Source organism: Flavobacterium sp. W21_SRS_FM6 (assembly GCF_052119645.1).
Lineage (GTDB): Bacteria > Pseudomonadota > Gammaproteobacteria > Enterobacterales > Alteromonadaceae > Paraglaciecola.
Genome location: NZ_JBGQOM010000002.1, coordinates 471,122 through 492,515, shown reverse-complemented (window position 1 = coordinate 492,515; position 21,394 = coordinate 471,122). Strand labels below are relative to the sequence as shown.

The following is a 21,394-nucleotide window of genomic DNA, read 5'->3' as shown; positions in this document are numbered from 1 at the left end:
GTGCGCACTTATTAAGTTTCGAGCTACGACTTTCGAGCTTTATGTTCGCAGCTAAAGCAGCTCCTACAAATATAAATCATCGACTTTGTAGGAATTCCTTTGGTGGCAAATAAATTAACCGCAAAAGCTAAATTTATCGGCATTGTGTCATTATCGATGTGTATCGATTGTTCCAAATAAACGCTTCGCAGCTAAAGCAGTTGCTACAAAAAGATAAACTCTCTGTCTTAATTGTTTCTGTAGCGCGCAGTTCGTAGCTGCTTTTATGCTGTCATTGCATAAATCACGATATTAACCGCAAATTTGGTGTTATCTACTCGTAAAAAGCGCTTATTGCGAAAATCATAATCCCATTCACAACCTAAATCTTTGTTGCTGTATAACACGGCGATACGACCATTAACTTCAATGGCTTTTAAGTAGTTATGCACTAAATCATCGCCCCAACCGTTTAATTCTATAGAAGTACGCGGAGGGCCATCAAACTCAAAAAAACACGAGTAAAGAGGGTGATCATTGGGTATTTTTTGTAAGGCTTCATCACCAAACAACTCGGCCATTTGCCGCTCAAAAGACGTGGCAAACATGCCGTCTATATCGTGGTTACAATCGTCAACAAATACAAAGCCGCCATTTTCCACATAGCGTTTAAAGTTGTCTTTTTCTTCACTTGAAAATTGGACTAAACGATGTCCCGCCAAATAACAAAAGGGGGCACCTAACATGGCAGGATCTGCCAAGGGGACCACTCTTTCTGTTAAGTCGACTCTCAGACTGGTGTACTCAATTAGTGAGTTAAGCACGTTGGCTGGCATTCGTTCATCGACTTCCCAGTTACCCGATTCATAACTTAAGCGAGTAAATACAAAATCATACTCAGGTTTTGACAGTGCCCAACTTAGCTTGGAAAATAACAAACCAGAGGAGAGGGCGCTACAAGCCTGAATAAATTCACGTCGTGTTATAGGCATTACAGTGTTAACTTCTAAGGGCTAGGCCCAGACTCTAATGAGCTGGGCCATAGGATGTTTATACCGCGTCAGACAAACTGCTAAAGGTAAAATCACGGATCTTCATTGGTGGGATCATGTCGCCATCAATGCGTTGTGGCTCACCTAAGGCTTCAATATTATTTAACATCACGATGGGACTTTCATTAAAACGGAAATTCTTAATTGGGTATTTTATTTTACCGTTTTCAATGTAAAAAGTGCCGTCACGGGTCAAGCCTGTATAAAGCAGGGTTTGTGGATCCAAAGAACGGATGTACCACAAGCGCGTTACTAATACGCCGCGGCGCGTACTTTTTATCATGTCTTCCAAAGATTGGCTGCCACCGGACATGATGATATTGCCACCGCTAGGTATGTAAGGCATGCCGGTCTTTTTTGCCCAATAGGGGCTATTAGGCATGTTGACAACAGTACCATCTTTAATCCAGTCGATGCGTTGACGTGGAAATCCATCGCTACCAAAGGGCGCGACCGGTGCAATAGGGTGTTGAGGATCAGAGTAAATATGCACTCTTTCATCAAACATTTTCATGCCGAGCTTATTTTTAGGGGCTTTTTCAAGATCTTCGCCTTCTTTAGGTTTGTAACTTAAAAAGCTACGTCCTTCGTCGGCGCCACGTTGATTAAAGCTTCGCATCATGTTGCTGATTAAGGTATTGCTGGCAGCAGGCTCCAATATAACGGTGTATTTACCCGGCTCCATTTCTTTGGCATCAACAGATGACTTGGCTTTGTGAATCGCAATGCTTGAAGCTTTGGCGGTATCTAGCAATTTTACGTCGCTATAATTCCGTGTAACCCAGCCTGAGCCTTTGCCATCTTCAGTACGAATGGTCACTGAAAAGTCGACATTGGTAGAGGTATTGTACGCAAACAAGCCACTATTATTCATGATGGCAGTAAAGCGTGTGTTTTCTTCTAAAAAGCCTGCGGCAACGAGTTTGTCTTTTTTCGAAGGCGCGATACTGTTTTGCGCGGCTTGTGCTCGGTCTTCTGGTGTGACCTTAGAGGTAGACTCAAAAAAGGTCTTAGATTCTAGGTACGTTTGTTTGCCAAAATTTGGCATCATTTCGTCGTTTTCGGGCGCCAGTTTCGCCAGTTCTTCCGAGCGGCGTACGACTTTTTCGAGCGAGGCGTCATCAAATTCATTGATGGTTGCCACACCCATGCGCTTACCAAAGGTAGATTGAACAGCGAGGGTTACGTCACTTTCCTCGCCTGCAGTTGACACAGTGTTTCGCGCGTAACGAATGTTGCCGCCCACTGAACCGTCTAAGTTACATTCGACAGCGTCTGCTTTTGAAAAAGCGATTACTTTGGTTAACAGCGTTTTAGCTGTTTGTTCAGATAATATGGTCATCTTAGCTAAGTCCTATATTCGTTTTCGTCGGCAGCAATTACACATTACGTGCAGTGTTGATCACGTTAATATTATTAAATCGTGTGGTAGGGCAACCGTGTGACACGGCGCTAACCTGTGAAGGTTGACCCTTACCATCGAAAAACGAACCGCCTAAGCGATAATCTGATTTACCCGCTAACTGTGTGCAGCTATTCCAAAATTCTTGGGTATTGGATTGATAAGCCACATCTTCAATTTGATCAACAATCTTGCCGTCTTTGATTTCGTAAAATAATTGGCCGCCAAACTGAAAGTTATAACGCTGTTGGTCGATTGAAAATGAACCACGACCCGCGATGTATATGCCTTTTTCGACATCTTTGATCACGTCTTCAGCGGATAAGTCTTTTTCATTGGGTTTGAGTGACACATTAGACATGCGTTGGAACTGCACGTCGCGCCAGCTTTGTGAATAGCAACAGCCATGTGATTCATTTTGGTCGATCATGTGAACTTGGTCACGGGTGGCTTGATAATTCACTAAAATGCCGTCTTTGATCAAATCCCATTGTTTGGTTTTAACCCCTTCATCATCGTAGGCCACGTTGCCTAATGAATAATCTTGGGTTTTATCAGCAAATAAGTTGACGATATTAGAGCCATACTGAAAATTACCGCTCTTCCACTTATCTAAAGTGGCAAAGCTCGTACCAGCGTAGTTGGCTTCATATCCTAATACTCGGTCAAGCTCCAGAGGGTGCCCAACTGATTCGTGAATTGTTAACATTAAATGGGCAGGATCAAGGACTAAGTCGTATTTGCCCGGCTCAACGGATTTGGCTTTTAATTTTGCTTTAAGCTGTTGGCCCGCGGCTTTAGCGTCTTCGAGCATGTCATAGGAGTTGCCATAGCCTACGCTAGCGCCAGTGATTTTGATCTTGTCTTTTTCTAGGCCATCTAGGTATTCAAAGCCCATACCTACTGGATTTCCGAGGCCTGTGCGTTGTTTAAAGCCGTTTTCACCAATTGCGGTAGCGTAAAAAGGCGCCCACAAACGATGCACATCTTGGTCAATATAAGAGCCATCTGTCGAAGCAAAATACTTTTGCTCGTTGACTACAAATAAGATAGAAGTGATGTAGTTAGCGCCGTTTTCCATAGCTGCGGCATTAACCCCCAATAATAAATCTACTTTCTCTTTAATTGGCACTTCCATGGCGTTCTTTGTGATCGGGGTTTGCCAACTGACTTCGCCAACACCTTTCACTGGTGCAAGTTGCACGGGAGTGGTTTGAAACTTAGAGTTAGCCATGGCAACGGCTACAGCACGTTCCGCCGTTTTAGCTACGCTGTCTGGGGTCATATTTGACGTAGAGGCAAAACCCCATGTGCCATTGGCAATCACGCGTACACCAATCCCGGCAGATTCTCTGTTAACAATGTTATCAACGCGATTTTCATTAGTGGTAACAAATTGGTTTAGGTAACGACCAATACGCGCATCGGCGTAAGTGGCGCCCTTTGCCTTTGCGGCATTTAAGGCAATATCAGCCAGCTTCTTTTTGTAAGCCACGTCCATGGGCTTATCTAACAATTGTTCTGCAGACACTGCGATACCTGAGAGTGGAAGCATTAAGCCACCCACACCTAAGCCGCCGAGCTTAATAAAATCTCGTCTTTGCATTGTAATTTTCCCCTGCCTAGATTGTATTTTTATAGTATTTTTTATGACACGCTGAATACTCGCTACTTTCTTAGCGTATTGCAACGCTTGAAAAATACACAAGAGATAAGCTGTCGGAATTGTGCGATAAGTACCCCAAGCTCATAGATTGAACTTGGGCAGTAAGAGGATTGAGAGAGCAACAATTATTTGAGTTTATTCGCTAGCGGTAATTTTTAAGAAAATATTTAGGCACTGCCTCAAAAGTACTCAGAGTTAAGTGCATTAAATTATTGTTTTTCAATAGGAAAGGGGCTCATTGCGATTTTAGATCCACCCCTTTACCCAACTAACATTTACCGTGCCTAAATCAAAAATAAGGTACCTAAGCCTAAAAAGGCCACAAAACCAACAATGTCGGTAATGGTGGTCAAAATAACCGAGCCTGAAAGGGCAGGGTCGATTTTTAATTTGTCTAAGATCACCGGCACAAATACTCCAGCACAGGCCGCTGCCAAAATATTAAGCAAGATAGCCACTGCAATAATGCCGCCTAGGGTTGGGTCATTAAACCAAGCAAAGGCCACAGCGCCAATGACCACGGCCCAAATAACGCCATTTAAACCACCCACTTTAAGCTCTTTGGCTAAGAGGGCTTTTAAGTTACCAGCAGTCACTTGCCTCAGGGCCAAACCCCGAATAATGAGAGTTAAGGTTTGACTACCTGCAATACCGCCCATACTTGCTACGACAGGCATCAGTACGGCTAAGGCCACCACTTGTTGCAGGGTTGCTTCAAACATACCAATAAATGCACTGGCTAAAAATGCGGTAAGCAAGTTAATACCCAACCACAAGGCTCGGCTTTGTGCACTTTTGCGCACGGGTGAAAACAAATCTTCATCTTCGTCCATACCCGCTGATGCCATCATTTGGCGCTCGTAAAACTCATTGACTAGCTCACTGGCGGTAGTGATATCTAAACGCCCAACCAGCTTGCCATTGCTGTCGATCACAGGGAGAGAGGCGTACCCGGATTTTTGCACCTCTACTGCGGCTTTTTGACAATCATCGTCGGCTTGCAGCACATGAAAGGTTTCTTCGGCTAAGTCCACCAAGGGGATATGTTCGGGTAAGCCAAATAATTTGGTGAGCTTCACTGCCTCAGAAAATTGTCCGGTGCGATTGACTAAAAATATGGTATCAACATGATCGCTGATTTCACGGCGCATCAAGCGACTTGCATCTCTGACCTTGGCATTGACAGGCAAGATCAAAAGATCGTGGATAGCCCAACGACCAATTTGTTCTTCGTCGTACTCGTTAGCCTGGTTAAAGTATTGCTTTTGCAACTTGTCCATGGCGGCAAAAGCACGATCCATTAAGCCACTGGGTAAGGAGTCAGCTAACTCTAATAAGTCCTCAGCCTCAATATCAAAAAATAGCTCATCCCAATCTTGTTCATCGGTGGCTTTAATTAAGGTTTCACGAGGATCGCCACGCATGGCAAGCAATACGTCGAGCTTTTTATGCTGAGCAATGTTTTGCCATACATCTAAACGCTGTTGTAAGGGCAATGATTCGAGTAATAAGGCAAGTTCATCTTCATCTTTTGCCGCTACTAATTCGGTAACCGTTGGGTTTAGCCCATTTGGTTCTTCAGGCGCAGCGATGATTTCTTCAATCAAGTCGGGCAAAGGGTCTGCCATAATAACTACTCCTAAAATAATAATTCTTGGACGAAGTACAGCACGCTATTGGGCGTTCAAGTACTCAATACTGTGCCAATAAACGGGCTACCGCCTGCATATGGCTAGGCGATTGTCTGGCCACTTCTGCAAATGCAAAGGTACGGTTTGGGGAATAACAGCGAACATTGAGTTGTGAACGACACGTAGGCCCGTCGTGTTGCAACCTGACACATAAGCACAGCGTTGAATACCAATGCTGTATCAAACACTTAGCAAAATATTAGCAGAATATTTGGACTAAAGATATTGAGTCCTTTGGGCACAGCTTATAAAAGCACACGTTGTAAAATCCTTATTATTTTTGTGGTTACTGGCGAAATCATCGATCCAAAAGGATTAACAGCGCGTTTAATACATTGGACATTTTTCAGTTTATAAGCAGGATAAAGGTGTTGATATGTCAAACATAAATAGACGTAAATTTTTAAAGTTTAGTGCGGGCGGTTTGGTCGGCGTAACGCTGGGCGGTGTCAGTTTGCGTGTTGCTGCTGAAGAAAGATTAAGTGAAGACGATGTGACTGCTAAGGCCCTGAAATACGTGCATAAAACCCCGGTAGAAGGGGCTGTTTGTGCCAATTGTATGCAAATAAAAGGCGCTGATGGCGAAGCGTGGCGTGGTTGTAACATCTTCCCTGGCAAATTGGTGAATGCCAACGGATGGTGTGCAGCATGGATGAAAAAACCAGCTTAATCATCAAAACTCAATAAGTTATGAAGGGGGAGGTAAACCCCTTCATCATAGTCAAGCTTGAAACTCGGTTCTCTCTCGTACGGATTAAGTTAGATATTGCTACTCATGGCAAGGTTTTCTCCCCATCAGGTGTGCGTTAAATCAGGATTCAATTACTACTCTGTAGCGATATCAAAAACAATACTGATTCATCGCCCGACTATGTGATTTAGATCAAAGATGGGAGTTTATGCTCATGTCATAGTGAGTCTGACCTTAACGAGCTGACCTGAGGAAAGAGAATGACCATTGAAAAACATGATTTACTAAAAGAGTTTCCAGAACATCACCACACTATTCGCCATCTAAAAATGAACGACAAGCATTTTGTGCGTTTGTTTGATCATTACGAAGCGTTGACCACAGAAATATACAGAATGGAAACAGGAATAGAAACCCCATCTGACGAGGTGTTAGAAGCCAAAAAACGTGAACGAGTGGTTTTAAAAGATGAACTTTATCAATTAATCAAGAGTACTGAAGCGGCTATTTAAGCTTTTTGTTCGCCCTTAGCCATAATGGTTTGCGCTAAGGGTAAAGCCGCACAATGCCGCTATTACCTTGCCAGTCACCCACTAACCATATTTGTTCAAATGGATGGGTGCTGGGCACATCAATACAAGGCTGTAAGGCAACAATTTGCGCAGTATCCCACGCGGGGTGAGCATTTCTGATCACTAACCACACTTTCTTGGTTTTATATTGCTTGTGAGATTTATTTAATAAGATACGGTTAAGTGCTTTTAGCAGGCGTTGATTGGGCAGAGTGCTTTGTTCTAATTGTTGCAACTCTGCTCGGGTTAGCTCACTTAATTCGCGCCCTAAAATTTGCATGGCCTCTTGTTCACTGCCATATAAATGGGCAATTTCTAAATCTAAGCGTTCACCGTCTAATCGGCAACTTACATCAGGTTTATTGGGTTTATTATGCCATAAGTGACGAATATGATGACCCGTGTCGTGTTCGTACCAGCGCATAAAAATCTTAGCGGCTTGATGCTCTAATTCAATTTTTTCATGCTCACTCTGATGCAATGAAGACAATAGTCACAACCTGTTATTGGTAGTCAGTTAAGAAGATAAACGCAATTTCTGTGCTCAACACAGCCTAAGTTTACTGTAATTGCTATGCAGCAAAAAGTCGATATTAGGCGATAAACTAGCCATTTTTGTCTTGATTACCCCCGTTTTTGAAGCCATCCAACGAATCCCTTTAATAATAAGCTTAATCAATTAGTTACGTTTTATTGAGAGTCGAATTAAGGCACGTTACACTAGCCCCTTTTGTTTGATGTCAGAGCATCGCTTCGTCTGATGTAGCCATACACACTTTACTTAATACCGTTCGGAGTCGCCATGTTAGTCAAACCTCGCTGGGTCAATCTAGTGATCGTAGTTGCCATCTTATGTGTTGGCTGTGCAGCCATTGCGCGTTTTGATTTAAACCGTTTATACGGTGAGGCCAAACCAAGCAATCGTGAGGTTAATTTAAGCGAACCACTACCAGAAACGAAGTTTGACGAGGTCAACGCTGTGATAGAGAGCCGGTGCGTGGTGTGCCATGCCTGCTACGATGCGCCTTGCCAACTTAAAATGACGTCGACACATGGTATTGAGCGTGGAGCCAATAAAGACAAAGTGTACCAAGGTTCTCGCCTGCTTGCTGCGCAACCAAACCGTTTGTTTGTTGATGCAATTGAGACTCAGGAGTGGCGCGAACGAGGTTTTTTTCCTGTGCTGAATGAGCGCCAGCAAAGTGTTGAAGCCAATACACAAGCCTCGTTGTTAGCGCGCATGTTAATGCTGAAACAACACCATCCCTTGCCAGCCAGCAAGTTACTAAACGAGCAATTTGATGTCAGTTTAAATCGCACTCAAGAATGTCCAACTATCGAAGAGTTTGAGCGGTATGAAAATAATCAGCCCCTCGCTGGCATGCCCTATGGCTTACCTGGCATAAACGCAAAAGAACATAATGTATTAATCAACTGGATAAAAAATGGCGCAAATATGCCAGCTGATTTTACGGTTTCAACTGAGCAACAGCTTGAAATCGATAAGCTTGAGGCGTTTTTAAACGCTGACAATCTTAAAATGCGTTTGAGTTCGCGTTATATATACGAGCACTTATTTACCTCGCATTTGTATTTTAGTGAACATCTAGAGTCCAATTCGCACGCACAATTTTACAACTTGGTGCGTTCAAGCTCGGCGCCGGGCACGCCGATTAAGGTCATCGCAACACGGCGTCCATTTGACGATCCGCAAGTTGAACGAGTGTATTACCGCTTACTGCCAGTTAGGTCAACCATCGTCAATAAAACCCATCAACCTTATGCCATCCATGAGGAGTTGATGAGCAAATGGCAAAGGTGGTTTGTGGACGCGGCCTATCAAGTTGAGTCATTACCTAACTACGAGCCAGAAGTGGCTGCCAATCCATTAACTGCATTTACACAGTTACCTGTCAATGCACGTTATCGCTTTATGTTAGAGCGGGCTGAAAACACCATAATGGGCTATATCAAGGGGCCCGTGTGTCGCGGTCAGGTGGCCTTAAACGTTATAAACGACCATTTTTGGGTGTATTTTTTAAAGCCAGAATTAGCGGATTCTCCCGATGTAGAAGCCTTTTATCTGGCGCAAAAAGACAATCTGCGATTGCCTGCAGAGCATGAAAGCACTGCTTTTGCGCTTAATTGGATTGAGTATGCCGAGCGGCAAGGGCAATACCTAAAAGCTCGTCATGCTTTTTTAAACAAAACATTGCAAGGTGGGCAGCATCTGCAGTTAGACGGCCTTTGGGATGGCGAGGGTGAAAATACCAATGCAAGTTTGACGGTGTTTCGACATTTTGACAACGCTACGGTCGTTAAAGGTCTTGTGGGTGAGCCTCCTAAAACGGCGTGGATAATCGATTATGCCCTACTTGAGCGTATCCATTATTTGCTGGTGGCGGGTTTTGACGTATACGGCAATTACGGCCATCAACTGTTAACCCGCTTATACATGGACTTTTTACGTATGGAAGGCGAGTCAAACTTTTTGGCATTGTTGCCGCTAGAAACTCGCCGGACTGAAGGGCGCTCTTGGTATCAAAAATCCGGTCAAGAACTGCAAGACTTTATGAACGACTACGCTTTCTCATTTGAGCAGCCTTCAGGTATCAACTTTACCTCAGACAAGCCCAAGGCCGAGCTATTTGAAAAATTACATCAATATTTGAAAAATGTGCAACCGCAAGGCTATGCACTGGCAGACAGTGAGTTGCAGCAGAAAAGTCAGGATATCTTGGCTGAGTTAGGCACTATTAAGGGCCAATCGGCTAGTATTTTTCCTGAAATCACCATGATCATGGTGGAAACTGAAGGTCAGCAAGATGAAATATTTACCTTAATCCGCAACAGTGCACATTTTAATGTAAACAGCCTGTTTGATGAAGAAGATAACCGTGACAAACAACATGACAACATGACCTTAGTGCATGGCTTATTGGGCAGTTATCCCGATGTGTTTTGGCAGGTTAAAGAGGCTGAGCTAAGCACCTTAGTCGCGGCGGCAACTCGGGTTAAAACAGAAAAAGCCTATGCTGCTTTACTAGACCAATTTGGCGTAAGGCGCACGCAAGCTGATTTTTGGCGTTTTAGTGATCGGTTTAATGCGGCGTTCAGGCAACACAGTCCTATCGAAGCAGGCTGGTTAGATTACAACCGCTTAGAAAACCGTTAGGTCGTGTAAACTGCTGAATTAGCACGCAACACTAAGAATCAATGTTAAGTCATTTAAGTGCGATTTCCTGCGCTTTAAATTGATTTAGGTCGCGACAGTCATCACTACTGCTTAATAGGTGTAAGAGCTATTGTCTTTTGTACTGCGAAGGGCAATACGCTCTTGATATGTCCGGTGAGCGCAGTTTTAAATGTTTAGTTTTACGGCCTGATACGCGCTCGCGCCAGTTTTTAAAGGTATTGCTTTTTAAATTCTTGCGCATCAAATTAATAACAGCGCTTTCATCTAAGCCGTATAAGCGCTCGATAGCTTCAAAAGGAGTGCGATCTTCCCATGCCATTTCAATGACACGGGATACATCAAGGTCTGCAAAAAAGGGGCTTGTCATGGCTCAACTCAAACAGCTTATAATCAATAGTAAGTCCATTACGCAGCACCCCATAATTTGTTCACTGCACAGTGCGTTTTATTTTTTTGCCGCGGTTTCTAATTTAATCGGCGCACTATTGGTTTTTTTCATTGAGTCAATAACCGCTTGGATGCCATCAGTGCGAAGAACTGGGGCAAATTCAGTCTCTTTACTTGATAGCAAGCTGATACCCTCGGCCACAATGTCGTACACCTTCCAATCATCGCTTTCTGGATCAATACGCAGTCTAAAGGCTAAATGAATATCAGGCGCTCCGGGATCTTTGATCAAGGCCTTGATGCTAATATCTTTGTCACCTCCCACATTTCTTGCGGGCTCTAATAACACTTCTTGACTAGTGTAGTATGACAAGGCTACAGCCAAACTGGTGACTAAATATTCACGGAATACTTCCGTGTATTCCGGCACTTTTTCTTTGGGCACCGAGCGCAAATTTTTGCTTAGTACCTTCAACGCGGAGTACTGGTAGAAAACGTACGGCATCATCTGTTGCTTGATAATGTCACGTAAAATTTCCGGGTTTTGTTTGATCTTAATCTGCTCAGCCTTAATCTGGCTAAATGTTTTATCCGCAACCGTTTGGAGTAACTGGTATGGGTCGCTTGGGCTGGCAAACACCGAATGGCTTAAACACACACCAACTATAATGCCAAGCACTTGCCTTATAGGCGCTTTCATAATGGTTCCTTAGTCTCTCTTAAAATCTCAGCATCACACTGAGTGCAGGCTGCAATTATATCAACTTCAAACACCAGAGGATGTAAATAAGTGTAAGGGTAAATATTTTTTTAATATAAAAACACCAAGTTTAAACGTATTTCAGTCTGCTTTAGTTCACCTGTGAAATAATCTCTTCGCTAAGCTCAACACTATTTTTGCAAGGAAGTGGGAAATGTTGTCAAAAATGAGCTGGCTAACGCAACGTTTACTTACCACCCGTCACATCAATGATACTGCCGGTAACATAAGAGGCTTCGTCTGATAATAACCACGCAATCGAATTTGCGACTTCTTCGGTTGTGCCACCTCGCTGCAAAGGGATTTGAGGCCTTAAGCGCGCTATGCGATTAGGCTCTCCACCATCAGCATGCATGTCGGTATGGATAAAGCCTGGCCGCACGCCATTAACGCGAATACCTTGTGGTGCAACTTCTAAAGATAAACCTTTGGTGAGTGTATCTATTGCACCTTTTGAAGCCGCATAGTCGATATATTCGTTCGGCGATCCCGACCGCGCGGCACCAGATGATACATTGACAATAGCCGAGCCTGTTTGCATGCGTTGCAAGGCTTCTTTGCAACATAAAAAGTAACTGGTGACATTAGTGCTGAGTATTTTATTGATACGCTGGGCATCCATATCAATTAACTTACTTTGCTGCATTAAGATGCCAACGTTATTGACTAAATGAGTAATTGCTCCCAGTTGTTGATCGATAGCGGCAAATAGCGCTTTTACTTCTTGCTCTTGTGATACGTCAGCTTGAAAAGCGAAGGCCACCCCACCTTGTTGCTTAATTGTATTAACCACCTGTTCAGCCGCTTGGCTATTGTGCTGATAATTGACACAAACACCATAGCCTTGGCTAGCTAATTTAATCGCAGTCGCTGCGCCAATACCGCGGCTTGCTCCAGATACTAAGACAACTTTTTGCATGTTCACTCCCTTTTTCGGGTTGTTTAAAATTCACTTGTTAAAAAATAATTAACATTTAACCTAGCTAACACAGGCATTGAATAAAAGACCCATGTTTTATGTTGAAAAAAGGCTTATTGACGGTTTTGTTGTTTGTGGTAATTGCTCTGATGGCATTGTTTTCTTTTGGTCCGAGCTATATTGAGTCTCAATTTAATCAGATAGCAGATAAAAAATCTCAACTGATAACGCAAAGGGCACTTGATTTACATCGCCAACTTTTTATTGGCGATTGGCATACTGATAGTTTGATGTGGGATCGCGACTTGAATCGTCCTAGTGACTTTGGGCACGTTGATTTCCCCCGCTTGAAAAAAGGCAATGTTGCCCTTCAAATGTTTACTACCGTCACTAAATCGCCCAGCGGGCTCAACTATGAGCAAAACGATGCTGATGCCAGCGACAATGTAACTAAGTTAGCCTTACTCCAACGCTGGCCAGTGGATACGTGGCAAAGCTTGCGAGCCAGGGCTATCTATCAAGCTGACAAATTACATGAGTTTGTAGAGGAGAATCCAGACAAAATTCGTTTTATTGACTCCAAATCCACCTTAACAGATTTTGTTGCCCAACGGGCAGTAGAGCCGTCTTTAGTGGGGGCGTTGCTAGGCACTGAGGGCTCACATGCTTTGGATGAAGACTTAGCCAACATAAAGGTGTTGTACGACTATGGTTTTAGAATGATGAGCCTCCAACACTTTTTTGATAATAAATTAGGTGGCTCCTTGCATGGTACAAGTGGCGATGGCTTGAGTGACTTTGGTCGTGAAGCGGTGCAAATGATGCAGTCTTTAGACATCATTGTTGATGTTTCCCATTCGTCAGAGCAAGTGGTGCGTGATGTCCTTGCCATGAGTCAAAAGCCCTTGGTGATGAGTCACACAGGTTTACTGGGGCATTGTGATTCTCCACGTAATATCAGCGATACACTAATGAAGCAGATTGCTGAGGCGGGTGGTTTAATTGCTGTCGGGTATTGGGATGGAGCGGTTTGTGATATCTCACCGGCCAGTGTAGCTGGCGCAATAGAATATGGTATTACTTTACTTGGTGCAGAACATATTGCCTTAGGTTCTGATTTTGACGGCGCGACTAAAGTGGCCTTTGATACCAGTGAACTAGTAGAATTAACACAGGCATTATTAACAAAAGGTATTTCTCAAGAGGATATTCGCTTAGTCATGGGTGACAATATGCTGCGCTTTTTACAGCAAAACCTGCCTGATTAGGGCAGGCTGTTAGCCGGCGATTACTGGATTATTCTAAGGTTTGTATACCTTGTTCGTTAGCCAATAAAACCACATCGGCGCCTCTTGCCGCAAATAGACCATTGGTCACCACACCCACAATATTGTTGAGTTGTTGTTCAAGTTCAATGGGCTTGAGTATTTCAAGGTTATAAACATCTAATATGACATTGCCGTTGTCAGTCACCACACCTTGGCGATACACTGGGTCACCACCGAGTTTGACAATTTCTCTGGCTACATAAGAACGTGCCATCGGGATAACTTCAACCGGCAGAGGAAAGCTACCCAGCATGCCGACTAATTTTGAGTCATCAGCAATACATATAAATTTTTTAGCTACAGCCGCAACAATTTTTTCGCGAGTCAGTGCAGCTCCACCACCTTTAATCATGTGTTTGTGTTGAGTGACTTCATCAGCACCGTCCACATATATATCAAATGAACCAACGGAATTAAGGTCGAATACTTCGATGCCTAACGCTTTTAACCTTTTGGTAGATGCTTCAGAGCTCGACACCGCACCTTGGATGTTATGAGCGAGCGTACCTAGGGCATCGATAAAATAGTTAACGGTTGAACCCGTGCCCACCCCGATAATAGCGTTATCTTGCACATATTTTAAGGCGGCTTGTGCCACAGCGTGTTTCTTTTGATCTTGAGTCATCATAAGTATTCAGTCACTTTTACAAGTAGAAAAGCGCGTAGTGTAACCTAAGATAAGCTGAATAAAATGGCTTAGAAGGTAAAAATTTGGCTAGGTGTAACAATGCCATGTAAGGGAATGTCCCAGCTTTGCACAGGCAATTTTTCAATCAGTTGGCAATCGTGTGCCACACCAATGATCAAAGGTTGCTTGCCGTGATCGCTTAATGTTGCCAGTGTTCGGTCGTAGTAACCTCCGCCCATGCCAAGACGATTCCCGCTGCTATCAAAGGCCACTAAAGGAGTGAAAATAATATCAATGTTGTGCAGTTCAACTAGGTTCTTTTTTTCGAATTGGGGTTCGGCGATACCATATTTATTGTTGTGCATCGCAGATTGCGCCTGATACACCGCAAACAACAGATGGCCAGGTGTAAGCGGGTCAAGTACAGGTAGTGTGATTTCAATATTGTTCAGCCAGCAATAATCAATCACCTTGTGGGTATCAAGTTCGCCGTCATTACTCAGATAACAGGCGATACGAGATGCTTTCCTGAAAGGCGCCCATTTCAGGCAGCGAGACAATAGCCCTGTCGCAGCAAGTTGTTGCTCTTTTTCTGTTAAACTATTACGCATGGCGCGAAAGGTTTTGCGCAACTCAGCTCTGCTTGGCTCATTTTCTAACATCAGGTAAACACTACTTTAAATAAACGTTAAGCATTTTTGCGAGCGCTTCTTTTTCGACAGGCTTCGTTAAAAAATCATCGAATACTGAGTGGTTGTTTTTCATTTTTTCATATTCAAAACTGTCGGCGGACAAGGCGACAATAGGAAGCGTGGGATATTGTTGGCGAATACATTGACTGGCTTCAATACCATTCATGCCAGGTAGGTGTATGTCCATTAAGACTAAATTAAAGTCATGCTGGCTTATTTTTTCTAGAGCTTGTTCACCGCTATCAGCAAATATTGGCACTAATTGAAAGGTGGCTAGCATCGCTCCAATAACCACTTGGTTAATTTCATTATCTTCAACGACTAAAATAATATTATTGGCGCTGAAAATGTGTGTCTGGTCTTTATTTACAAGGCCTGCTACTGGTTCATCTTTCGCTAAAGTCAAAGGTAAACTAACAGTAAAAGTACTGCCTAGTTTGGGCTTACTTTTTACTGTGATGCTGCCACCCATCAAGTTAACCAATCCTTGACTTATTGCTAGGCCTAAGCCTGAGCCTTGTTGACCTTGGGATTTACCTAATTGCTGAAATTGCGTAAATAACTTGCTTAGATCAGCTTCAGAAATACCTTCACCCTCATCTTCAACTTCCACAATAAGACGATTGTTGTCAGCGTGGATCCGCATCGTAACCTGCTTATTGCTTGGCGTAAATTTTATACCGTTACTGACTAGATTGATTACGACTTGACTAAATTTGTCTTCATCAAGCAATAAAGACGTTGGCAATGAATCGGCAAGTTGATACTGAAAATGAACACCCTTTTCAAGCGCGCTGTTGCTGAGCATGCCAGCGATTTGCTCAATCGTCAGTCTGACATCGATGAAAGTAGGTGACAGCGTCATCATGCCCGCTTCTATTTTGTTGATGTCTAAAATTGAATTGATAACGCCGAGTAGTCGTTTTCCGCTGTAATCAATGTGCTTTAAATACTCTACACTTTGGTCGGTTGCACCGCGGTTTGCGGCATCATCCAGTAACAAACGGCTGAAGCCAATAATAGCGTTCATCGGAGTGCGTAACTCATGACTCATTGAAGACAAAAAGTTTGTTTTATTTTTGTCGATTTCTTTTAGTACTCTTATCTTCTTGCGCAACTCCATTTGTGAAATGACATTTCTTCCCAGAATTTCTAAAGCATTAATCTGAGTTGAATTTAAGCGATGAGGCTTTGAATCTATCGCACACAAGGTGCCAACGGCATGACCTTGGGGTGTCACTAACGGAGTACCTGCATAAAAGCGAATTTTAGGCCCTTCAGTCACCAGAGGGTTATCAAAAAATCGCTCATCTAACAGGGTATCTTCGACCTGAAAAATCTGTTCTTGATGAATCGCGTGGGCACAAAAAGCGATATCTCTTGGTGTTTCTGTCGCATCAATCCCGATAGTTGATTTAAACCATTGCCTGTTTGGATCAACCAGGCTAATTAGTGCAATGGGGGTGTTGCATATTTCAGAGGCAAGTAGGGTAAGATCATCAAATACTTTTTCGGCTTCGGTATCAAGAATGTCATAGTCATACAAAGCTTGAAGACGAGCCGTTTCGTTTTTAGTTAGCGGAGCAGATTGCATAATGACCCAATCAAGGTTGATTTTTGGTGACTCAGTAACGCCTAAGACAGACTTTAGATGAAAAGTTTGTCTTAAGCTACTTTCAATATTGGGTAAATTATTTTATGTAAGCGGCTTATAAAGCGTAGGTATCGGTATACAGCTTAGTTAACCTTTGGCTATCAACTTTCACCGCAACGTTAACTTGTTGCGCGTTTAACCAGTCTGGGCTCGTTGTGGTGTTAGGTAAGGCAACTGACGTTTGACCAATATTTAATGGATCCGTGGATACTCGGGCATGGCCTCGTTGCAGTTCAAATAAACTCGGATCAACTAAGTGTGCAATCGGCATGGCATCGTGGAAAAAACACACTCTTTCTTCACGATTCTGAGAATAAAAGTCCACGTAAAATTGCGCAGCATCATGCACAAAACCACCACATTTTTGGTTGTTTTGCTTCAAGGTGTTTAAAAATTCCAAAGAGAAAGGTACTGTCATCGTGACATCAAGGCCAAACATGGTCACTTCCCAGTCGGCGCCAAAAACGATCTCTGCCGCATAGGCATCGTTCCAAATATTGGCTTCAGCAACGGGAGTTACGTTGCCACGCACGAACGCGGCGCCACCCATAATCGATACTCCCTTAATTAACTTAGGTAACTCAGGCTCTAAACGTAAAGCCAAAGCCAAGTTGCCTAAAGGACCAATGGCAACAAGGGTGATTTCACCTGGGTACTGACGCGCCATATCAACAATAAATTGCGCTGAACTGCGCGGATCAAGTTTGCGATTGCTTGCTGCTGGAAAATTGATGTTACCAAAGCCATCGTCGCCATGTACAAAGTGCGCATAGGCAGACTCTTTGCCAACCCAAGGCATGGCGACACCTTTACATACTGGAATATCTTGTCCTGCCAATTCGCACAATGTGAGTGCATTTTGTGCAGCCATCTCAACTGGCACGTTGCCATATACGGTTGTTAAACCAAGCACGTCAATATCGGGCGATTGAAATGCAAAAAAAATGGCCATCGCATCATCAATGCCCGGATCGGTGTCTAAAATTATTTTGTGGCTCATAGTATTCTCGCTATTCGTTTAGTTTATTGTCTTTTGGCCAAGAATCGATTGACTTCTTCTTTAGTAGGGATTGATTGTGCAGCGCCCATTTTTGTTACTGCCAATGCTGAAGCCGCACACGCTCGGGTCAATGCGGTTTTAGAATCACTATGGGCAGCATAGGCTGACAAAAAGAAACCGATAAAGGTGTCGCCAGCAGCAGTTGTATCAACTGCGGTCACTTCAAATGCTGGCACATCGATGGTTTTTTCTTTTTTAAGCATTCTCACACCGGCTTTACCAAGCGTAATCAATACTTCGGCTTGAGGCCATTCTTTGCGAAAATAGGCTTCAGTTTGTTCAAGATCGCTATGGCCAGATAATTCTTCAGCCTCCACTTCGTTAACAATCAATAAGTCAATACAATGCAGGGGTAAGTGCTTCACTGACTCAGTCATCGGTGCAGGGTTGAATGCCACTTTCAAGCCTTTTTCTTTCGCTTGCAGCAATACCTGATCAATAGCACTAGTTTCGTTTTGGGTTAACACCCAGTCGCTTGACTTAGCGTTATCCAATGCTTGCATGATGTCTTTGTCATCTAACTCATGATTTGCGCCACCAAATAATACAATGGCATTTTCACCCGAAGGAACGACTTGAATAATTGCGTGGCCAGAGGCTGTCTCTGTGCAATTGACGTATTTGCAATTAATATTTTCGCGGATCATCGTTTGCTTAAAACCTGCATCTGCCTGGTTTATTTTACCCACGTGCCACACATCAGATCCGGCGCGCGCAAGCGCTATGGATTGGTTCGCACCCTTGCCTCCTAACAATTGCTGATAAGAGGTAGAGGCTTGTGTCTCGCCCGGTTGCACAAAATGATCAACTTGATAAACGTGATCAATGTTGATGGAGCCAAAATTTATAACGGCCATGGTACTGAGCCTCATTGTTATTCGTAGCCGCTTTAATCTGTAATAGTCTGTTTAAGCGCGACGGGTTAAAACCAAAGGTCAAATATAACGCAAACCAGACCATCTGGTCTAGTCTAGGAGAAAATGGCTGTCAAACGTTGTAAAAGACCTTGTTTAGGTTGGTATTCACTCGTATTGGTTAAAAATAAACGGACTGAAACCGTTGCGCCATGTCCCCACGGCCACCACGCCACCATTATTTTGGGTTGTGTTAGGTAATCAGTGCTGAGTAATTTTTGATTTTTAACGAGTTTAGCGAAAAAACCGGCTAAATGTTTGACTTCATCAGGGGCTTTTTTAATGGATTTTGCGTCCCACTGACAAGGCAGTATTTGTTCGAGGGTAGTCATAACTTGTTGTTGTTTGTCTACTGAGAACTCAGCCAACATAACCTGATGAAAATCGTTGTATTGCCACTTTACTAAGGGTGATAAAGACTCAATCACCACCTTTCCTTCAGTTTGTAATTGTTGTTCTTTATTCATTCATCCTGCTACCAGTGAACATTATCCATAAATAGGGTGCCTCCCAAAATCCCGCTGTTTAGTAATCGCCCGTGAACCGAAAGTTCAGGGCGGAAGTATCATCACTACCGTAGGCTTCTCGATACGAGCCGAGCTTGCGCAATAGTAGTGGAATCAACTTCCAGGTGGTAAAGCATCGGCCAGGGACACAACTAAACTGGCAAAGACCCCAGGAGGCATAGAAAAAGTGCACGAGACTAGAAAAACCACATCATTTTCTAGTGCGCCTTATTATAAACTGTTATTGCCCTGATATACCATGATGATTTTCAACAATCATGGCTACATCTGGGCATCACAACGTCACAATGGTAGCATTAGCGCAAAAATCAAGTGAGAGTTAATTTTGAAGACAAGCAGTCAGTTATTCGAATCAGTAAGTGTTATTTTAGAGCGCAATAACATTCTGACCACGGCGTCAGAGGTGCAGGGCATGATGTGTGGCATGTTAGGTGGCGGTATGCCGCTTGAGTGTCAAGATTGGATGGAGCCCTTAGCCGACGTGATTAATCAGGGCGAGCCCTTATCTAAAGACGTCCTTGAGGTATTTAAAGCATTATATGACTCTACCTGCCAGCAATTAGTGGCCAATGACTTTGCTTTGGTGCTGTGTTTGCCCGATGATGCTGCGCCAATCAATGAGCGTGGACAGGCTCTGATTCACTGGATACAGGGGTTTATGCTCGGCTTTGGATTGCATCAAGCCGATTTAACTGGTTGTTCAGATGACGTAAAAGAAGGGCTAGAAGATTTTGCCGAGATTGCTCGTATGGATGACGAAATGTCAGAAGATGAAGAATCTGAACAAGCCTTATTTGAAGTAATGGAATATGTCAGAGTGACGGTGATGCTGTGTTTCAACGAATTAGGTAAATCACCAGAACAGCAGCAGGGCGAGCCTAAGATCGTTCACTAAGTTAAACTCAATTTTACTCCACAGAAGTATAGGCCTTATGCTAGCCATGAAAGAATTTTGCACTCGCCGCCAACGTTTATTGGACATGATGCAGGACAACAGTATTTGTATTATGCCAGCCGCTAACTTAGTGACACGCAGCCGAGATACGGAATATGCCTTTCGTCAAGACAGTTATTTTCATTATTTATGTGGGTTTCCTGAGCCGCAGGCATGGCTGGTGTTGTCTAATCAAAGGCGTTCAAGCGCACGGTCAAAAACCAGCTTAAGTGTGCTTTTTTGTTTAGATAACGACCCTACAGCAGAATTGTGGCAAGGTAAGCGCATTGGACCCCTGCAAGCCAAAAAAAGCTTCGAGCTTAATTTAGCGTTTAGCCTTGATGAACTTGATGAGCAATTGCTAACGTTACTTGATGGTCACGATCATCTTTATTTTGCTCAAGGTCATAATAGTGAGGCAGACGAGCTGGTTTTTTCGTTGCTAGAAGCCTTACGAGACGCCCCCAAACAAAGTATGCAAGCGCCAAGCAGCATAATTGATGTGCGCCCTTTGTTAGATGAAATGCGTTTATTTAAATCTGCGGCTGAAGTTGCCATAATGCGCCGTGCTGCTGAGATTTCTGGGCAAGCACACCAGCGGGCTATGCAGCGCTGCCGAGCAGGGCTTAATGAGTATCACCTTGAAGCTCAATTGCACTACGAATTTGCAATGAATGGCGCGAAACATCCTGCTTATGGTTCTATTGTTGGGAGTGGCGCAAACGCGTGTATATTGCACTACACGCAAAATGATCAGCCCTTAAACGATGGTGATCTGGTGCTGATTGATGCGGGCTGTGAATTACAGGGTTACGCCGCCGATATTACGCGCACTTTTCCTGTTTCAGGCCGTTTTTCTCCAGCGCAAAAAATCTTGTATGAATTGGTACTTGAGGCGCAACAAGCGGCATTTGCACAAGTCAAGCCTGGCAATACCTTCAAACAAGTCAGTGACGCGGCAGTTTCTGTGTTAACGCAAGGATTGATTAAACTGGGTTTATTATCAGGTAGTTTAGTCTTTAATTTGCAAAAACAATTGTATCGAGAGTACTTTATGCATGGCATTGGCCATTGGTTAGGCCTCGATGTGCATGATGTAGGCAGCTATAAATTCGCCGGCGAAGACAGACCATTTGAACCGGGTATGGTGCTGACCATCGAACCTGGTTTGTATGTGGCACATGATGCTGATGTAGACACGCAGTGGCAAGGCATTGGTATTCGGATAGAAGATAACCTTCTAGTTACCGAGCAGGGCTATGACAATCTAACCAAAGATACCCCAAAACGGATTGCTGAGATCGAATCGTTAATGGCGCAACAATCAGTATGAATTTGACAA

The 21,394-nt window shown here is 43.5% G+C and carries 20 protein-coding genes and 1 other RNA gene; 6 read left to right on the top strand and 15 right to left on the bottom strand.

Annotated elements, in window-relative coordinates; genetic code table 11:
* Window positions 1-263: 263 nt before the first annotated feature.
* The 4 genes from ACEN2L_RS05405 to ACEN2L_RS05390 all read right to left on the bottom strand — a co-directional run bounded on the left by ACEN2L_RS05405 (window position 264) and on the right by ACEN2L_RS05390 (window position 5,727).
* Entirely contained in the window at window positions 264-971 is a 708-nt protein-coding gene (locus ACEN2L_RS05405; RefSeq protein ID WP_441742314.1) for a DUF4159 domain-containing protein, read from the bottom strand.
* Window positions 972-1,029: 58 nt separating this feature from the next.
* Entirely contained in the window at window positions 1,030-2,373 is a 1,344-nt protein-coding gene (locus ACEN2L_RS05400) for a TldD/PmbA family protein (protein WP_441742312.1), read from the bottom strand.
* A 37-nt stretch (window positions 2,374-2,410) separates the two neighbouring features.
* Window positions 2,411-4,039, bottom strand: coding sequence for a TldD/PmbA family protein (locus ACEN2L_RS05395; protein WP_306024102.1), 1,629 nt, complete (start codon window positions 4,037-4,039; stop codon window positions 2,411-2,413).
* Window positions 4,040-4,383: 344 nt separating this feature from the next.
* Complete coding sequence (locus ACEN2L_RS05390) at window positions 4,384-5,727, bottom strand: magnesium transporter (protein ID WP_306024103.1); 1,344 nt, start codon at window positions 5,725-5,727, stop codon at window positions 4,384-4,386.
* A gap of 439 nt (window positions 5,728-6,166) precedes the next feature.
* Between ACEN2L_RS05390 and ACEN2L_RS05385 the strand changes: the two genes are divergently transcribed.
* Both ACEN2L_RS05385 and ACEN2L_RS05380 read left to right on the top strand, forming a co-directional pair.
* Window positions 6,167-6,460 carry a high-potential iron-sulfur protein gene (locus ACEN2L_RS05385; RefSeq protein ID WP_306024104.1) on the top strand — a complete coding sequence of 98 codons (294 nt, stop codon included), beginning with the start codon at window positions 6,167-6,169 and terminating at the stop codon, window positions 6,458-6,460.
* A gap of 281 nt (window positions 6,461-6,741) precedes the next feature.
* Window positions 6,742-6,993 carry a YdcH family protein gene (locus tag ACEN2L_RS05380; RefSeq protein ID WP_306024105.1) on the top strand — a complete coding sequence of 84 codons (252 nt, stop codon included), beginning with the start codon at window positions 6,742-6,744 and terminating at the stop codon, window positions 6,991-6,993.
* A 34-nt stretch (window positions 6,994-7,027) separates the two neighbouring features.
* Here ACEN2L_RS05380 and ACEN2L_RS05375 read toward each other — a convergent pair whose 3' ends face one another.
* A complete protein-coding gene (locus ACEN2L_RS05375; RefSeq protein WP_306024106.1) occupies window positions 7,028-7,543 on the bottom strand; it encodes a hypothetical protein in 516 nt (171 codons plus the stop codon).
* 312 nt (window positions 7,544-7,855) lie between these two features.
* On the opposite strand from ACEN2L_RS05375, the gene ACEN2L_RS05370 reads away from it, so the two are divergent.
* Entirely contained in the window at window positions 7,856-10,228 is a 2,373-nt protein-coding gene (locus ACEN2L_RS05370) for a fatty acid cis/trans isomerase (RefSeq protein ID WP_441742309.1), read from the top strand.
* A gap of 127 nt (window positions 10,229-10,355) precedes the next feature.
* Here the strand turns inward: ACEN2L_RS05370 and ACEN2L_RS05365 are convergent, their stop codons facing one another.
* The 3 genes from ACEN2L_RS05365 to ACEN2L_RS05355 form a co-directional block, all read right to left on the bottom strand.
* Entirely contained in the window at window positions 10,356-10,616 is a 261-nt protein-coding gene (locus ACEN2L_RS05365) for a TIGR03643 family protein (protein WP_441742307.1), read from the bottom strand.
* Between the two features lie 78 nt (window positions 10,617-10,694).
* Window positions 10,695-11,336 (bottom strand): MlaC/ttg2D family ABC transporter substrate-binding protein, encoded by a 642-nt coding sequence (locus ACEN2L_RS05360; RefSeq protein WP_441742305.1) that lies wholly within the window; start codon window positions 11,334-11,336, stop codon window positions 10,695-10,697.
* Between the two features lie 247 nt (window positions 11,337-11,583).
* The gene (locus tag ACEN2L_RS05355) at window positions 11,584-12,315 is read right to left on the bottom strand and encodes an SDR family oxidoreductase (RefSeq protein ID WP_441742303.1); all 732 of its coding nucleotides are present in this window, start codon (window positions 12,313-12,315) and stop codon (window positions 11,584-11,586) included.
* A gap of 98 nt (window positions 12,316-12,413) precedes the next feature.
* On the opposite strand from ACEN2L_RS05355, the gene ACEN2L_RS05350 reads away from it, so the two are divergent.
* A complete protein-coding gene (locus ACEN2L_RS05350) occupies window positions 12,414-13,583 on the top strand; it encodes a dipeptidase (RefSeq protein WP_441742301.1) in 1,170 nt (389 codons plus the stop codon).
* 28 nt (window positions 13,584-13,611) lie between these two features.
* Here the strand turns inward: ACEN2L_RS05350 and rpiA are convergent, their stop codons facing one another.
* The 7 genes from rpiA to ssrS form a co-directional block, all read right to left on the bottom strand.
* Window positions 13,612-14,271, bottom strand: coding sequence for a ribose-5-phosphate isomerase RpiA (gene rpiA, locus ACEN2L_RS05345; RefSeq protein ID WP_441742299.1), 660 nt, complete (start codon window positions 14,269-14,271; stop codon window positions 13,612-13,614).
* A gap of 68 nt (window positions 14,272-14,339) precedes the next feature.
* Window positions 14,340-14,933 (bottom strand): 5-formyltetrahydrofolate cyclo-ligase, encoded by a 594-nt coding sequence (locus ACEN2L_RS05340; protein WP_441742297.1) that lies wholly within the window; start codon window positions 14,931-14,933, stop codon window positions 14,340-14,342.
* 10 nt (window positions 14,934-14,943) lie between these two features.
* Complete coding sequence (locus ACEN2L_RS05335; RefSeq protein ID WP_441742295.1) at window positions 14,944-16,557, bottom strand: ATP-binding protein; 1,614 nt, start codon at window positions 16,555-16,557, stop codon at window positions 14,944-14,946.
* A gap of 115 nt (window positions 16,558-16,672) precedes the next feature.
* On the bottom strand, window positions 16,673-17,617 hold the full coding sequence (locus ACEN2L_RS05330; protein ID WP_306021179.1) for a nucleoside hydrolase: 945 nt from the start codon (window positions 17,615-17,617) through the stop codon (window positions 16,673-16,675).
* Window positions 17,618-17,640: 23 nt separating this feature from the next.
* A complete protein-coding gene (locus tag ACEN2L_RS05325; protein ID WP_306021180.1) occupies window positions 17,641-18,534 on the bottom strand; it encodes a ribokinase in 894 nt (297 codons plus the stop codon).
* Between the two features lie 113 nt (window positions 18,535-18,647).
* Window positions 18,648-19,058, bottom strand: coding sequence for a hypothetical protein (locus ACEN2L_RS05320; RefSeq protein ID WP_306021181.1), 411 nt, complete (start codon window positions 19,056-19,058; stop codon window positions 18,648-18,650).
* 36 nt (window positions 19,059-19,094) lie between these two features.
* A non-coding RNA gene (gene ssrS / locus ACEN2L_RS05315) (6S RNA) lies at window positions 19,095-19,276 on the bottom strand.
* A gap of 167 nt (window positions 19,277-19,443) precedes the next feature.
* Here ssrS and ACEN2L_RS05310 point away from each other — a divergent pair.
* Window positions 19,444-20,013 (top strand): UPF0149 family protein, encoded by a 570-nt coding sequence (locus ACEN2L_RS05310; protein WP_306021182.1) that lies wholly within the window; start codon window positions 19,444-19,446, stop codon window positions 20,011-20,013.
* A gap of 46 nt (window positions 20,014-20,059) precedes the next feature.
* Window positions 20,060-21,385 (top strand): Xaa-Pro aminopeptidase, encoded by a 1,326-nt coding sequence (gene pepP / locus ACEN2L_RS05305; protein ID WP_441742292.1) that lies wholly within the window; start codon window positions 20,060-20,062, stop codon window positions 21,383-21,385.
* Window positions 21,386-21,394: the final 9 nt, after the last annotated feature.

Bases quoted from the DNA above. Each gene is read 5' to 3' on its own strand.
- ACEN2L_RS05335 (WP_441742295.1), bottom strand. From the start codon at position 16,557: ATGCAATCTGCTCCGCTAACTAAAAACGAAACGGCTCGTCTTCAAGCT.
- ACEN2L_RS05360 (WP_441742305.1), bottom strand. From the start codon at position 11,336: ATGAAAGCGCCTATAAGGCAAGTGCTTGGCATTATAGTTGGTGTGTGT.
- ACEN2L_RS05395 (WP_306024102.1), bottom strand. From the start codon at position 4,039: ATGCAAAGACGAGATTTTATTAAGCTCGGCGGCTTAGGTGTGGGTGGC.
- ACEN2L_RS05400 (WP_441742312.1), bottom strand. From the start codon at position 2,373: ATGACCATATTATCTGAACAAACAGCTAAAACGCTGTTAACCAAAGTA.
- ACEN2L_RS05405 (WP_441742314.1), bottom strand. From the start codon at position 971: ATGCCTATAACACGACGTGAATTTATTCAGGCTTGTAGCGCCCTCTCC.
- ACEN2L_RS05355 (WP_441742303.1), bottom strand. From the start codon at position 12,315: ATGCAAAAAGTTGTCTTAGTATCTGGAGCAAGCCGCGGTATTGGCGCA.
- ACEN2L_RS05330 (WP_306021179.1), bottom strand. From the start codon at position 17,617: ATGAGCCACAAAATAATTTTAGACACCGATCCGGGCATTGATGATGCG.
- pepP (WP_441742292.1), top strand. From the start codon at position 20,060: ATGAAAGAATTTTGCACTCGCCGCCAACGTTTATTGGACATGATGCAG.
- ACEN2L_RS05350 (WP_441742301.1), top strand. From the start codon at position 12,414: ATGTTGAAAAAAGGCTTATTGACGGTTTTGTTGTTTGTGGTAATTGCT.
- ACEN2L_RS05320 (WP_306021181.1), bottom strand. From the start codon at position 19,058: ATGAATAAAGAACAACAATTACAAACTGAAGGAAAGGTGGTGATTGAG.
- ACEN2L_RS05325 (WP_306021180.1), bottom strand. From the start codon at position 18,534: ATGGCCGTTATAAATTTTGGCTCCATCAACATTGATCACGTTTATCAA.
- rpiA (WP_441742299.1), bottom strand. From the start codon at position 14,271: ATGATGACTCAAGATCAAAAGAAACACGCTGTGGCACAAGCCGCCTTA.
- ACEN2L_RS05385 (WP_306024104.1), top strand. From the start codon at position 6,167: ATGTCAAACATAAATAGACGTAAATTTTTAAAGTTTAGTGCGGGCGGT.
- ACEN2L_RS05390 (WP_306024103.1), bottom strand. From the start codon at position 5,727: ATGGCAGACCCTTTGCCCGACTTGATTGAAGAAATCATCGCTGCGCCT.
- ACEN2L_RS05370 (WP_441742309.1), top strand. From the start codon at position 7,856: ATGTTAGTCAAACCTCGCTGGGTCAATCTAGTGATCGTAGTTGCCATC.
- ACEN2L_RS05380 (WP_306024105.1), top strand. From the start codon at position 6,742: ATGACCATTGAAAAACATGATTTACTAAAAGAGTTTCCAGAACATCAC.
- ACEN2L_RS05340 (WP_441742297.1), bottom strand. From the start codon at position 14,933: ATGTTAGAAAATGAGCCAAGCAGAGCTGAGTTGCGCAAAACCTTTCGC.
- ACEN2L_RS05365 (WP_441742307.1), bottom strand. From the start codon at position 10,616: ATGACAAGCCCCTTTTTTGCAGACCTTGATGTATCCCGTGTCATTGAA.